The organism is Rhizobium sp. 62_C5_N11_2, assembly GCF_051811185.1.
GTDB lineage: Bacteria > Pseudomonadota > Alphaproteobacteria > Rhizobiales > Rhizobiaceae > Rhizobium > Rhizobium leguminosarum.
This window is the reverse complement of record NZ_JBPWPW010000003.1, coordinates 154,549-169,256: the sequence shown is the minus strand read 5'-3', so window position 1 is coordinate 169,256 and position 14,708 is coordinate 154,549. Positions and strand designations below refer to the sequence as shown.

At 59.9% G+C, this 14,708-nt stretch carries 10 protein-coding genes; 4 read left to right on the top strand and 6 right to left on the bottom strand.

The genetic code is table 11. The features are described from left to right. Positions 1 to 247 precede the first annotated feature (247 nt). From AB8B31_RS29885 to AB8B31_RS29870, 4 genes are all read left to right on the top strand, one after another. Positions 248 to 2,245: an AI-2E family transporter gene (locus AB8B31_RS29885; RefSeq protein WP_439007662.1), complete on the top strand. Its 1,998-nt coding sequence runs from the start codon at positions 248 to 250 to the stop codon at positions 2,243 to 2,245. Between the two features lie 958 nt (positions 2,246 to 3,203). Next, complete coding sequence (locus AB8B31_RS29880) at positions 3,204 to 3,482, top strand: hypothetical protein (RefSeq protein WP_439007606.1); 279 nt, start codon at positions 3,204 to 3,206, stop codon at positions 3,480 to 3,482. 337 nt (positions 3,483 to 3,819) lie between these two features. After that, positions 3,820 to 4,431, top strand: coding sequence for a L,D-transpeptidase (locus AB8B31_RS29875; RefSeq protein WP_439007605.1), 612 nt, complete (start codon positions 3,820 to 3,822; stop codon positions 4,429 to 4,431). A gap of 523 nt (positions 4,432 to 4,954) precedes the next feature. Continuing rightward, the gene (locus tag AB8B31_RS29870) at positions 4,955 to 5,296 is read left to right on the top strand and encodes an NIPSNAP family protein (RefSeq protein ID WP_130719133.1); all 342 of its coding nucleotides are present in this window, start codon (positions 4,955 to 4,957) and stop codon (positions 5,294 to 5,296) included. Positions 5,297 to 5,629: 333 nt separating this feature from the next. Here the strand turns inward: AB8B31_RS29870 and AB8B31_RS29865 are convergent, their stop codons facing one another. The 6 genes from AB8B31_RS29865 to AB8B31_RS29840 form a co-directional block, all read right to left on the bottom strand. Further along, positions 5,630 to 7,000 carry an alpha-glucosidase/alpha-galactosidase gene (locus AB8B31_RS29865; protein WP_439007604.1) on the bottom strand — a complete coding sequence of 457 codons (1,371 nt, stop codon included), beginning with the start codon at positions 6,998 to 7,000 and terminating at the stop codon, positions 5,630 to 5,632. 22 nt (positions 7,001 to 7,022) lie between these two features. Beyond that, positions 7,023 to 8,690: an ABC transporter ATP-binding protein gene (locus tag AB8B31_RS29860; protein WP_282682644.1), complete on the bottom strand. Its 1,668-nt coding sequence runs from the start codon at positions 8,688 to 8,690 to the stop codon at positions 7,023 to 7,025. Positions 8,691 to 8,700: 10 nt separating this feature from the next. Then, a complete protein-coding gene (locus AB8B31_RS29855) occupies positions 8,701 to 9,837 on the bottom strand; it encodes an ABC transporter permease (RefSeq protein ID WP_113544414.1) in 1,137 nt (378 codons plus the stop codon). Position 9,838: 1 nt separating this feature from the next. Beyond that, a complete protein-coding gene (locus tag AB8B31_RS29850) occupies positions 9,839 to 10,846 on the bottom strand; it encodes an ABC transporter permease (protein WP_026188757.1) in 1,008 nt (335 codons plus the stop codon). 173 nt (positions 10,847 to 11,019) lie between these two features. Then, positions 11,020 to 13,107, bottom strand: coding sequence for an ABC transporter substrate-binding protein (locus AB8B31_RS29845; RefSeq protein ID WP_028732643.1), 2,088 nt, complete (start codon positions 13,105 to 13,107; stop codon positions 11,020 to 11,022). A gap of 122 nt (positions 13,108 to 13,229) precedes the next feature. Then, positions 13,230 to 14,696: an alpha-glucosidase/alpha-galactosidase gene (locus AB8B31_RS29840; protein ID WP_439007603.1), complete on the bottom strand. Its 1,467-nt coding sequence runs from the start codon at positions 14,694 to 14,696 to the stop codon at positions 13,230 to 13,232. Positions 14,697 to 14,708 lie beyond the last annotated feature (12 nt).

The following is a 14,708-nucleotide window of genomic DNA, read 5'->3' as shown; positions in this document are numbered from 1 at the left end:
ATCCACGCCTTTTTGCGGTTGACCGGACTTAGGAAGGCACGATCGCACAAGTAGCTCTGCAAAGAGGATCTCATTCGTTTCGCAGTCCTCCTATGCGACCCGAACTACCGTGACCCGCCCCGGCTCGGCGCCGCTGTTTTTCGGACCGTATGCCCTAAAGCCCGTCGAGGGAGGTACGTCACCACCATTGCCGAGGCCAATCTGCGCCCTAATTTCAAAAGACTTGGTGAGAACGACCGACACATCGATGTCTTCGAGGGACGCCAAGATCACGGAGGCGGAATTGGAAAATGACCTCGGCCCCCGCCGCGTCTATTCGACCTCGCCATCCTCCCCTTCACGCATGCCTGCCTTCGCGAGTGTACTCGCTGTTATTGCCATTCTGTATTTCGGCAAGGAAGTGCTTCTTCCTCTAGCAATCGCAGTGCTGTTGACGTTCGCGTTGGCTCCCATCTCCTCTCGTCTTCGAAAGCTTGGCATGCCGCGTATTCCGGCGGTCATAGTCACTGTCGTGATCGCTTTTCTTGTCCTCGTCCTGTTCGGGCTTGTCGTAGCGGGACACGTAGCCGAAGTCGCCCAGAACCTTCCGGCCTACCAAGGCAACATCATAGCAAAAATTCGGTCTCTCCAGGAAAGTGGAACGGATAGCGGTATTGTACGGCGCCTGACATCAGTCGTTGAGAGCGTCGGTCGTGAGCTCAGCAACGCCGATGAGCGCCCAGTTGCTCCCGGTACCGCATCAAGACTAAGGGAGCCTGTGCTCGTTGAGATATTCGCGCCGAGTAGACCAATTGAAACGCTTACTAGCCTGATTGGTCCTCTGCTCGGCCCCATCGCCTCATTGGGCTTGATCATCGTCGTCGTAATATTCATGCTTTTAGAGCGGGAAGAGCTTCGCGATCGCTTTATTCGGCTCGTTGGCTATGGCGATCTGCATCGCACAACAGAAGCCATCCAGGAGGCAGGTAGCCGCGTCGCGCGGTATCTTCTTATGCAGCTGGTGGTGAACTGCGCCTATGGCGTCCCATTGGCGCTCGGACTATGGGCGGTTGGCATTCCAAATCCAGCGCTTTGGGGGATGCTAGCCATCGTCCTTCGATTTGTCCCTTATATCGGGCCTGTAATCGCGACGGTTCTGCCGCTGTTCCTGGCCTTTGCAGTTGACCCTGGCTGGAGCCTTGTTCTCTGGGTGGGGGCCATCTTTCTCGTGCTGGAATTGACCAGCAACAACGTCATCGAGCCCTGGCTCTATGGTTCTCGTACCGGCCTCTCTCCGCTGGCAATCATCGTCGCGGCGATTTTTTGGGCATGGCTGTGGGGACCAGTCGGTCTTGTGCTGTCCACGCCGCTGACCGTGTGTCTTGCAGTGTTGGGCCGGTATGTCCCGCAATTCGAGTTCCTTGAAGTCGTTTTTGGTAGTGACCCGGTGCTCGATCCCAAGGAGCGGCTGTACCAGCGGCTTCTTGCCGGCGATCCCGATGAGGCGACCGACTACGCTGAGGAATTCCTCGAGGAGGATTATCTGGAGGATTACTATGGCAAGGTTGCCATTCCCGCCCTGCTACTCGCGGAGAAGGATAGGCGTCGAGGCGTCTTGACCCCGGAGCAGATGGAACAGGTGTTTGGGACCGCCATCACACTGGTCTCGAACCTTGCGGAAATCGCGGAGGAAGAAGAGCAGGAAGAGGAAGAGGAAGAGGAACCGAAGGAGACGGAAGCGGCAGGTCGGCCCAGCACCCCCCTCAAGGAAGGGAATGGGGATGAAAGCGAATTACCTGACGGACGGGGCAAGACCGTCTTTTGTGTCGGAGGCAGAGGCCCGCTCGACGATGCGTCGGCTGCGATGCTGGCCCAGATTCTTCAGGTACAGGGAGCCGAGGTGGTCGCAGCGAGGCATTCTGACATCCCCAATCGCCGCGCCATGAGCCTCGTTCCGAAACAATCGAACGCCATCGTAGTTTGCTTCCTCAACGAGGACTCGGCAAGGCACGCCACCATACTTGTTCGTCGGTTCAAGCGCGTATACCCAGCCATTCGCGTCGGCGCGGTCCTTTGGGTGGAAAACCAGAAGGAAAGGCAGCCGCCCGCGCTTGGGGAGGCGGACTTCGTTGCCACAACCCTGACCTCGGCTGCCCGAGAGGCACTCGCCGATGCACCACCATCATTGGTGACGCCCGCGCGCAAGATTCGTACCAGGCGGTCCTCGAACAAGACAGGCATAGCCGCCGCGCGCGCTGAGATTTAGGTGTCCAGTGGCGACCAGGCGGCCATAAGATGCGCCCAGTCAGTCGGCAAGACCAAGCTAACAATAGTGAGCAAATCGTGGGCAGTTCCCGAAGCAATAAAGCCTACCACCGTGCGTCAAGCACATGCGCCGGCGGTTTGCGAGCTCGTGACCAGGCTTATATATACGGTGATGGTCTTATGCTGCCGCCAGGGTCGATGGCCGGAACCATCGAGAGCGCTGCGGATTTCCTCTTACCGAGGCATGAATGCGTAAGCATGGACAAGACGGCCCAAGAGGCGATCGAGGAGACAGGAAAGAAGCAGGTCGACGACGCCCCGGCCGGGCTCTTAGGCTGGACGCACAGCTTAAGAAGCTGCAATACGAAAACTATTCCGACGCCGAGGAATAGTTTGATTGCGACGCTAGGATGGCCGGCGCTCGATGAATCAAAGATGATGTCATCGCGAGACGTTTGGATCTTCCTTGTTCCAGTCAACAGCGAACCCGATCCAAAAGTCGGTTCACGACGGTCTGGCAGTTGCTAAGGTTTGTCGACAGGCTCGCCGTTTGGGTTGGGCACCGGTGCCTCCCTTGTATCTCGAGCCGGGTGTTGATCGTCAGGCTCCGGTGGCACTTCCTCACGGTGAGGGCGATTGACCGGGGGTTCTTTAAGATCGCCCCCCTTTACCGGGGTATCATTCCTTTTGGACATGGCCAGTTCCTCCATAACGGTACGAACCGACTTGCGAGATCGAAAGTTTCGAGACCGACAGACTGCCGTGGTCAGAGCATATGGTCCATCTGCGGCACAGCCACCGGCCATTCGCCAGCATGACGCTTGATGAACGCGGATGCAGGCGGATCACCGCCAATACGTGACGTAAGCGCCGGCGGCAAACGGCGGCGCTTACCGCAGATGCGTGTGTGGAACCGGATTTCTGTTCAAGTGTTCCTCTCGATCAGCAGGGAGCTTCCAATGACATACGTCGCATCACCAAGCTACGACCGTTACGACCCCAGTCGCGCTTCGAACCTCCGTCAGTGCCTGGAGACCGCCAGACGCCGCCTCGATGAGACTTCGCATGCGTCGGAAACCGAGAAAATCGAGACGCTTGTGGCTTCCGCCATCGAGGCGGGTTGGGAAGACGATGAAGTGCGCGAGGCACTTAGCCCCGCTGACGAGCAACAAAACAAAATGTTGGAACAGGAACCACCTATCCCAACTATCGGAGTAGTTCCCTCGTCATCTTTCTAATGACAGTCGTTGGCATGGTAGTCCGGTTTTGATCAGAGGAGGAATGGCAGCGCGCCATCGGGAGGAAGCTGACGACGCGCTGCATATGACCATCGGGTTCGACCGGTGAACTTAGGCCGCGATGCATTTTGAAATTTGGTAAAGGTCTACCTCCCGGTCTAGCCCGCGAATCGCCTCCCCTATATCGCTTGGTCACCATTCCGCTTTCTTGAAGCAGAGAGGAACTCAGCTGTTGATGGGAGCGACGAGAGATCACCGTGGAATCCAGGCTGAACCCGCCATAGTACCGCCACACAATTCCGCCCAATCAGGCTGTATAACAGACGGATTGCGTAAAATGAGATTGATGGCTCTCCTTGTTGCGGCCCTTTTGCTGACGCCCATTCATGCCCAGGCCCAAGTTTATGACCCGTATGATGGATACGACGAATATGGGGGCTACGACTATGATGATCCCTACAGCCCGTATCCCCCTCCTCCCTACTACGAGCCAGAACCTGGCTATCGGGAACCTTTGCAAGAACGTCGGGAGCCATCGTCGCGAATTAGAAGGGGAACCGTCGTCATCGCCACGCGTGAGCACACTCTGATTTACACGACCGCACAAGGCGAGCAGTTCGCCTACCCCATCGCAGTCGGCCGCGAAGGCAAGCAATGGTACGGAACAACGCGGGTGGTGTCGAAGCGATTGCATCCCGAATGGCGACCCACGGCCAGCATGCGGCAGAAGAACCCACGGCTTCCGGCCGTCGTGAAACCCGGCCCCGCAAATCCGCTCGGAACTCGCGCGATCTACCTTGCCGACGGACTGCTGCGCATCCACGGCACCAACGACCCCTCCTCAATCGGCACCAATGCATCGAGCGGATGCTTTCGGATGTACCGCGAGGACGTCGAGGAGCTTTACGATATGGTTCAGCCGGGGACCCGGGTGATCGTCCAGCGGTGATCGAATATCGCTTGACTGAACTGTCCCGTCATTTCCATTTCGCTGACCACTGACGAAGTTCCGCCTTCGCCTTTTCAGGCCATGTTTTCACAGGCGGGCTCACCTTGATTTTCTGGCCGGACGGTTTCCAGGCAGAAAGGTCCGCAACGCCGAAGTGCAAGGTATGAGCTTGTCGTCCGAAAGGGCTGACCGTTGTTGTCGATGGGGTCGGGGTAGCTGTCGGAACCTCGTCGGAAGCGGATATGCGTGGGAGGGATCGCCGTTAGTGGTTTCCTTCCCGAAAGGACAAAATCCACGAATTGATGGTCCGCTCGATATGCTTCATCGTGCCCAGACCGTCCCCGTCCAAGGATCGTCAGGATTTCTCACGGAGAAATGGCGGTAGTCATCGGGCACAGTGACCGATTTCGCAGTCTGCCGCAGGATTAAGAACAAGCGTCCGACAAGCGGATACGCGGCCCCTCGCTTTTTCCAGCGCTGAACGATATCCACGATCTAGCCTGACTAACATGAGGAGCATCCGATGATCCACGAATTGCGCATCTATACATGTCTGCCGGGGAGGCTGCCGGCACTGCAGCAGCGTTTTGAGACCGCGACGCTGGCGATCTGGGACCGACTCGCCATCCGCTCACTCGGCTTCTGGACGACGATGATCGGTTCTTCCAGCAACGATCTGACCTACCTGCTCGAATGGCGGTCGCTGGCGGAGCGCGAGCAGAAGTGGGCCGAGTTCGTGGCCGATCGCGAGTGGCAGGAAGCGAGGGCAAGAAGCGAGGCGGATGGGCCGATCGTCGCCAACATCGCCAGTTCGCTGCTGCAGCCGACGAGCTTTTACCGCGGCTTCTCCAAGCCGTCGGAATAACGGGCGGAAACGCAGCACGCAATTGATTGGGAAGTCTTTTCGGCTTGTTTCGGCGTCGAATATTCGCGGTGCTACAGCAACGACACCTTGCTCCGCGTCCTACGCAGGCAAGGATTGCCGCCGTCGATTCCGCCCTGGGTGATTGGCATCGACGACTGGGCCTCGCGGCGCAATCATCGCTATGGCAGTTGCGTTTAACGAAATGGCGATAGGATGTCGACGCGAGCATCCGGGTCACTATGAGAATTGCAAGAGCCGTCGTTCCTGTCGCAAAAAAAGCCCCGCGGTTGTTGCGACCGCGGGGCTTCTTGACGCCTCACCTGGGAGAAGGGGTCAGGCGGCCTGTACTTTGCGGGTCGTGCGTGCCCATTCGGGCAGCCAGTCGCCGTGGGTGGCGAGCAGATCGTCGACCAGCGACCAGATCTGGTCGAGGTCGAGTTCGGCCGCCGTATGCGGGTCCATCATCGCGGCGTGATAGATATGCTCGCGATTTTCCGTCATCAGCGCCTGCACGGTCAGTTCCTGGACGTTGATATTGGTGCGGATCAGCGCCGTTAGCTGCGGCGGCAGGTCGCCGATGAACGTCGGCTGGATGCCGGAGGCATCGACAAGGCAGGGCACCTCGGCGGCGCAATTGGCAGGCAGCGAGGTGATACAGCCATTGTTGCGCACATTGCCGTAGATCACCGAAGGCTCGCCCGTCCAGACCGAATTGATGATCGAGGACGCATATTCCTTCGACGGCTTGACCTCGATCTTATTGGCCGAACGATAGGCCTCGGCCTGCCCTTTCCAACGCTCGATCTGCTCGATGCAACGTTTCGGATATTCATCGAGCGGAATGCCGAATTTCTCGATCAGGTCGTCGCGGCCCTCCTTGATGAAATAGGGCGTGTATTCGGCGAAATGCTCCGAGCTTTCGGTAACGAAATAGCCGAGCCGCGTCAGCATCTCGTAGCGCACCTTGTTCGGGCAGCGCGGGTTCCAGCCGGGCTTCGGCGCCCTGCCCTCGCGATAGGCGCGCAGCAAGTCGGGATAGAGATTTCGGTAGGAACCGTCGGCCTGGCGATGCTCGAACTTGAGATAGAAGGCCATGTGGTTGATGCCGGCCGCCCGGTAGCGGATTTCCTCGTAGGGGATGTCGAGGTCATGGGCCAGTTCCATCGCCGTGCCCTGGACCGAATGGCAAAGGCCGACCTGGCGGATGGTCGGATATTTCTCTGATATCGCCCAGGTGTTGATCGCCATCGGGTTGACATATTGCAGCATGATCGCCTCGGGGCAGACGGCGAGCATGTCCTCGCAGACCTTCCAGAGGTGCGGCACGGTGCGAAGCCCGCGCATGATGCCGCCGACGCCGAGCGTATCGGCGATCGTCTGGCGCAGCCCGTATTTCTTCGGCACCTCGAAATCGGTGACCGTGCAGGGCTCGTAGCCGCCGATCTGGAAGGCGACGACGACGAAATCGGCGCCCGAAAGCGCCTTGCGCTGGTCGGAATAAGTCTCGGCCTTCGCCTTCACGCCGAGCGTCGAGATCAGCTTGTTGACGACGACGGCGCTTTCCTCCAGCCGCTGCGCATTGAGATCCATCAAGGCGATCGTCGCGCCCGACAGAGCCGGACGCTGAAGCACATCGCCAACGATGTTCTTCATGAAGACGGTGGAGCCAGCTCCAATGAAAGTGATTTTGGGATTTCTTGCCATTATAACCTCCGGCATTCGGCAATCATGCTACCTCGAAAGCGGCTTTGACGAGCCGTTCGGTGTAGGCGGTCTTGGGATGGGATAGAACTTCGTTGACAGGGCCTTCTTCAACGATCTTGCCATGCTGCATGACGATGACGCGATGGCAAAGGGCCCTGACGACCTTGAGATCGTGGGAAATGAACAGGTAACTCAGGCCGCGCTCGTCCTGCAGCTTGCGCAGGAGTTCGATGATCTGCGCCTGGACAGAAAGGTCGAGCGCCGATGTCGGCTCGTCGAGCAGAATGAATTCCGGCTCCAGCGCGATAGCGCGGGCGATCGCGATGCGCTGGCGCTGGCCGCCGGAAAATTCATGCGGGAAGCGCGACAGGATGTTGCCCGGCATGCCGGCGGCAATCAGCGCCTCGCGCACCCGGTCCTGCCGTTCGGCCTTGGTCGCGCCCAGCCGGTTGACGACGAGCCCTTCCTCGATGATCTGGCCGATCGTCATGCGCGGGTTGAGCGATGAAAACGGGTCCTGGAACACCACCTGCATGCGGGCGCGCAGTGGCCGCATCTCGGCCCGGGAGAGGCCGTGGATCGGCTGATGGTCGAAAAGGATTTCGCCGCTATCGGGCGTATTCAACCGCAGGATCGCCTGGCCGAATGTCGTCTTGCCGGAGCCGGATTCGCCGACGAGACCGAGTGTCTCGTGACGGCGAAGCGTCAGGTCGAGGCTGTCGACGGCGACAAGCTCACGCATCGCCGGCTTGAGAAAGGTACCGTGACGCAGCATGAAGGAGACACGCACGCCCTTGGCATCGAGGATGACATCCGATCCCTCCGGCAGCGGATTGGCCTGGCCACGCGGCTCGGAGGCAAGCAGATGCTTGGTATAGGTGTCCTGCGGATTGGCAAACAGCGCTTCGGTGGTGTTGTGCTCGCGCACTTCACCGTACTGCATCACATAGACGTAATCCGAGAACTGCCGCACCACGGTCAGGTCGTGGGTGATGAGGATGACGGCCATCCCCAGTTCCTTCTGCAGGTTGCGGATGAGATTCAGGATCTGCGCCTGCACGGTCACGTCGAGCGCCGTCGTCGGCTCGTCGGCAATCAGCACATCGGGATCGTTGGCAAGCGCCATTGCGATCATCACGCGCTGGCGCTGGCCGCCGGAAAGCTGATGGGGATATTGCATGAGCCGCGCGGCGGGATCGGGGATCTGCACATGTTCGAGCAGTTCGAGCGCGCGCTTTTGCGCATCCCTCTTGCTTATCCGGCGATGGACGCGGATCGCTTCGACGATCTGGCTGCCAATCGTATAGATCGGGTTCAGCGAACTCATCGGCTCCTGGAAGATCATCGAGATGCGGTCGCCGCGCAGCTTGCGGCGCGCCCGCTCGGAAAATTTCAGGATGTTGCTGCCGTCATAGGCGACCGTCGATTTCTCCGAGACAACGGCGCGCTTCGACAACAATCCCATCACCGTTCGTGCCGTTACCGATTTGCCCGAACCGGATTCGCCGACGATCGCGATGGTCTCGCCGCGATAGAGCTGGAACGAGACATCCTTGACGGCTTCGACCATACCGTCTTCGACCTTGAAATTTACCGCCACATTGCGGGCGTCGATGATTGGCGTGTCCGAGCGGCCATCATGGTCGTGGCGGACGGGCGGGGCGAAGGAATTGACCAGTGCAAGAGCCATCTTCATCACCTCAATAAGGATCGACCGCGTCGCGCAATCCGTCGCCGAGCGCATTGAATGCGAAGACGGTGACGAGCACGAAGCCGACGGGGGAGAGAATCCAGGGATAGGAGCCGATCACCGAATAGGTCGCCGTATCCTGCAGCATCAGCCCCCAGGAAATCAGAGGCGGCTTGACGGCAAAGCCGAGGAAACCCAGGAAGGATTCCAGCAGCACGACGCTCGGTATATGCAGCGTCACCGCGACGATCACGTGGCTCATCACGTTCGGGAAGATGTGCTGCATGATGATGCGCGTGTCGGTGGCGCCGACAGCCATTGCCGCCCTTACATAATCGATGCGGGCAAGCGCAAGCGTCTTGCCGCGCACCTCGCGCGACATCTGCGCCCAGCCGAGCGCCGACATTACTGCGATGACGAAGGCAAGGAAGACGTTGGTCGGCGCCGTCACCGGGATCAGCGAGGTCAGCGCCAGATAGAGCGGCAATTGTGGGAAGGCAAGCACAAGTTCGACGAAACGCTGCAACCAGATATCGAATGTGCCGCCGAAATAGCCCGACACCATTCCGACGGTCGTGCCGATGATGGTGACGATGAAGACCACCGTCAGGGCAATCGTCAACGAAATGCGCGAGCCGATGATGGCGCGTGACAGCACGTCGCGGCCGAACTTGTCGGTGCCGAGGAAATGCACCGGCTGGCCATCGGTCGAGCCGAAGAAGTGCCGGCTGGCCGGGATCAGGCCGAAAAGCCGGTATTCAGCGCCCTTGACGAAGAAGCCGAGCAGCCGCGGATTGTCGTAGTCGATGCCAACGATCGGCTGGAATGTGACGGGGTCGAGCTCTTCGGAATCGGAGAGCGCATAGACACGCGGCTGGAAGACGAAATTGCCGTCCTTGTCGTGGAAGCTCATTACCTGCGGCGGCGCGAAGCCGACATCGGTCGCCTTCGGGTCCATCGGCGCAAAGAAATCGGCAAAGATCGCCATGACGATCAGGAGCACGACGAGCACGAGCCCTGCCATGCCGGTCCAGGAGCGCCTCAGCCGGCGCCAGACAAGGGCGATATAGCTTTCATGGCCACGCGATGGCTTGTTGATGGCAAGTTCTGTCGTCGGCGGAGGCGGCGCGGAGTCGAAAGCCAGCATCTCAGGCTCCTCCATATTGGCGGACACGGGGATCGAGCAGGGCGAGCAGCATGTCGGCGATGATGTTGCCGACGATCAGCGTCGCCGACAGCACCATCATGAAGGTGGCGGTGACGTAGACGTCGCCGACCGCCATCGAGCCGACGATCGCCGGACCGACGGTCGGCAATGCGAAAATGATCGCGGTTTCGATCTCGCCGGTCAGCATGTAGGGCAACACGACGCCCTGGTACATCACCAACGGGTGCAGCGCGTTCGGCACCGCATGGCGCATCACCACGGCTGCGCCGGAAAGCCCCTTGGCCTTGGCCGTCTCGACATATTGGGCATTCAGCGTATCGAGCAGATTGCCGCGCATGACGCGCATATTATAGGCGAGCCCACCGAAGGTGGCGATCGCCACGACCGGCCAGACATGGTGAACCAGATCGACAAATTTCGCCCACGACCAGGGCGCCCCGCCATATTGCGGCGAGAAGAAGCTGCCGATTTCGGAGACGTTCAGCTGGAAAACCAGGAGATAGACGATAATCAGCGCCATCAGGAAGCGCGGCACCGTCATGCCGAGGAAGGAAATCCCCGAAAGCAGGCTGTCGATCCAGCTGTACTGGCGCGTCGCCGCCCAGATGCCGAAGCCGATGCCGAGCACCGAGGCAAAGAGATGGCAGACGAGCGCCAGAAGCAATGTCCGCGGCAGGCGTTCACCGACGACATCGGCGACCGGCTTGTTGTAAAACATGCTGTAGCCGAAATCACCGCGGGTCACGATCCCGCCGATCCAGTTGACGTATTGGACGACCAGCGGCTTATCGAGGCCGTGTTCGACCCGGTAGAGCTGCGCCTGCGCTTCGGCCTGGGCATAGGATGCGCCGCCCTGGTTGATCAGCTGGGATCTTATATAATCGGCGTAGTCGCCGGGTGGTGCCTGGATGATCGCGAAGGTCACCACACTCAGGATGAAGAGAATGGGGATCGCAGAGGCTATGCGCACGAGCAGGAATCGTAACATCGAACGGTTCGCTTCTCCTTGCCGCCAGTCGCTCCTTGTCAGCGCGGCCGGCTTGTTGGTCATATCAGGCCGCGCGCCACGCGCGGCCTGAATCTCACTTCAGCTGGGAGGGAACTCTCCAGCGTCGCATCACATGCGACGCGCTTTAGCTCTTTGTGTCCTGATGACAGGCATCAGTTAATCGGGCCCTTTTCGCCGGGCTTGCCGGGCAGCTGTTCGGGGAACAGCTCGTATTTGCCCTGCTTGTCCGCAGCCACCCACAGGCGTTCGCGGATCACCGAATCTTCAGCCCAGTTGAACATCATGATCGGCGTACCCTGTGGCACGTTTGAGAACCGCTTATTGACGATCAGCGCGCCGGGATATTCCGTCAGGCCAACGGTGTTGACATGTTCCGTCGAGATCTTCTGATACTGCTTCATCAGATCGACGCGCTCGTCGTTGTTCTGGCTCGTCCTGAACTTGTTGACGACGTCCACAAGCTCCTTTTCGAAGGGCATCAGATCGAGCTGGTCATCCTTGCCGGCGCGATGGTGCCAGCTAGTGCGCGGGCCGACGGGGGCAAGCTGTTCGGTGTTCTGCACCACCGACGACAGTTCCGTCGTGTTGCGCTGAATCAGCCAGTCGAAGCGGCCGGCATAGTGGGCGTCGTCACGCTTGGCCCCATCGAGCGCGTTGATGACGATCTTCAGCCCGAGTTTCTCCATCTGGCCGACGACACCTTCGGCAAGGCTCTTGTCGGTCGTGTACTGATTGTTGATCAGCATGACGATTTCGACATCCTTGCCACCGAGCGTCCCGGCCGGAAAGTTCACGATGCCGTTGCCATCGGTGTCCTTGAGACCGGCTTTGGCGAGTTCCGCCTTGGCACCCTTAAGATCATAGGGGTAGTAAACCGTCGAGTTGCGGTCGTAGAAGCTGGTGCCGGAGGAGAGCCCACCGGGATAGATCGCGGTGAACGGTCCCTTGACCAGCGAGTCGCCGATTGCCTTGCGGTCGAGCGCCATGGTGACGGCCTTGCGGAAGTCCTCGTTGCGGTTCAGTTCGCGGATCGCCTCACCGCGCTCGTCCGGGTTGCCCCAGCCGTTGGCGGAGAAGTTCATGCGCAGATTGTAGCCGATGAGACGCGGGCCGAAGGCAAGGCGGGCGGGCGCCGTTTTTTCCGCGGCACGCTTCAGCGACGCGACGAAGTTTTCCGGCTGCTCGAGGTTCGAGAAGTCGGCGGATCCTGCCACGGCCTGGACGTCACGGTCGGCCCAGGTCGAGAGCTTGTAGTGCAGCTCATTCAGATAAGGCAGCTGATCACCCTTCTCGTCGACCTTCCAGTAATAGGGGTTGCGGCGCATGACGATGATGTCGTCCGGGCGATATTCAACCGGTACCCAGGCGCCCATGACCGGCATGTTCATGAACTCGGGCGGGAAGGCGTTCTTGAACTGGTCGTAGGTGTTCTTCGAATATTTCGGATGCTTCGACTTCAGGATGTGCGAGGGACCCGGGCAGAAATTCGGGTAGGACATCGTGTAGAGATATTGCTTCGGGAAGGCCTCCTTGAAGGTCCATTCGACGGTGTAATCGTCGACCTTCTTCAGCGTCGTCCCGGCGCCGAAGGCTTCCGGCGATGCGCCGCCGCCGAGCGGCGAGACGTTCGGGTCGATGACTTCGTCGTCCCAGTAGAACATGATGTCGTCGGCATTGAACGGCGCGCCGTCTGACCATTTGGCGCCTTCGATCAGGTGCATGGTCAGCTTATGGCCGTCTTCGGACCAGTCCCAGCTCTTGGCGAGGTTCGGCAGCGGCTCGGTGTCTGAGGCCTGCACCTGGAACAGCGGCGCGGTGCGCGTCAGGCATTCGGAGAGGCCGATATCGATGCCGCCCCAGCCCTGCGTCTGGCCGGCGCCGTAGTTCCAGCCTTCCGGCCGGCCGCCGATGACGTGGCGCATCGTATCGCCGTAGACGCCGATGCCGTCGGGCATATTGCCTGTCTTGAAGACCAGCGGCTCCTTCGGCAGCCGATCCTTGACCGGCGGCAGCTTGCCGGTGGCGACGAAATTCTTCGTGACCCAGTCGGGCTCATGATATTCGGGCAGCGCCTTGAACTCCAGGATGGAGTCGCGCGCGACATAGTTGATCTTGCCTTCGGCCGGAAAGTCCGCCGGCGCCGGTGGAACGGTTGGCTCGGAGGCATATGCATTCAGCGCCGCGGCTGAGACGCTGAGCGCCAGTCCGGCCAGAATGCTTGCGTTACGAAAATTCATCATCGTTTCTCCCTCTTGTTCCGGAGCGCGATCACGCGGCTCCCTTCTCCTCGAACACGTGAAACCGGGCCGGACGCCGCGGATTTCCCTCCCGGAAACCCCCGGCAACCCAAGCTTCACGAAAATCAGACGGCCTTTTTCAGCGCCGCCTTTTCCGCGCGCAGCTCCTCGATCGAGCGAACGTTGCGGCGTGCGGCCCCCGCCCAGTCGCGGGTCTGCACCTTCGATTTCGACAGCCGCTCCTTGGCGGCCGGCACGGCATCGGCATATTGCGGCAGCCAGGAGGCCTGGGCAACGACCATCTCGTCGACCATCTGCCAGACCTCTTCCGGCGTCGAGACGGCGCCGACCAGCGGATCGTGCAACACGGCAAGCTTCAGAAGGTCGATGTCGCCCGATATGGCCGCATGTACCGACATGCGCTGGACGTTGATCGAGGAAATGCAGGTGGCAGCGCAGGCTTCCGGCAGGGTGACGCCCGAGACCATGTTGATGCCGAAGCGGTCGACGAAGCCTGGCGATTCGATGATCGCGTCGGCCGGCAGATTGGTAATGACGCCGTTATTCTTGACGTTGAAATGGCCGCGATAGACCCGGTTCGTCTCCAGCGCCTCCAGGATATGGCTGGCATGCTCGTTCGAGCGCTTGGCAGGATCGATCGGTTGCGAGGCGGATTCTAGGAACTGCGGATATTCGGTCTCGAACCAGTTGCGCGTTTCCGTCGAATGACGAAGGTAGCCGCCGGTCTCGCCGTGGATCCAGTCGGACATGTCGATCCAGCGGGTGATCTCATCCGGCCGCTTGCGGTACCAGGGCAGGTATTCCGAGAGATGGCCGTTGCTTTCGGTGGAATAGACGCCGAAACGCTTCAGCACGTCGATCCGCAGTTTCTCCTGCTGCGAAAAGACTGGATGCGCCTCGAAGGCGGCGATCAGTTCGTCCTTGCCGATCCTGCGGCCGTTGAGGCGCAGGTCGATGAACCAGGTCTGGTGATTGATGCCGGAGCAGATGTAGTCGAGCTCGCTCACCGACTTCGCGCCGAGCACTTCGGCGATCTGTTCGGCGCCATGCTGGACACCGTGGCAGAGGCCGACGGTATCGACCTTGCCGTATTCGATCGCCGCCCAGGTGTTCATCGCCATCGGGTTGGCATAGTTCAGGAATTTCGCACCGGGCTCGGCGACCTCACGGATATCTTTGCAGAAGTCGAGGATGACGGGAATGTTGCGCTGGCCATAGAGGATGCCGCCGGCGCAGATCGTATCGCCGACGCACTGGTCGATGCCGTATTTCAGCGGAATACGGATATCATCGGCATAGGCCTCGAGACCGCCGACCCGGACGCAGCTGATGATGTAGCGCGCGCCTTCCAGCGCCTTGCGCCGGTCGGTCGTCGCCGTCACTTTCGTCGGCAGCCCGTTCGCCTCGACGACGCGGTCGAGGATCGCCTTGATCATCTCGAGATTATGTTCGCTGAGATCCGTCAGCGCGAATTCGATGTCACGAAACTCCGGAACGCACAATATATCGGTGAACAGCTTCTTGGTGAACCCGACGCTGCCCGCACCGATGATAGCGATTTTGAAACTCATGATCTTCACCTC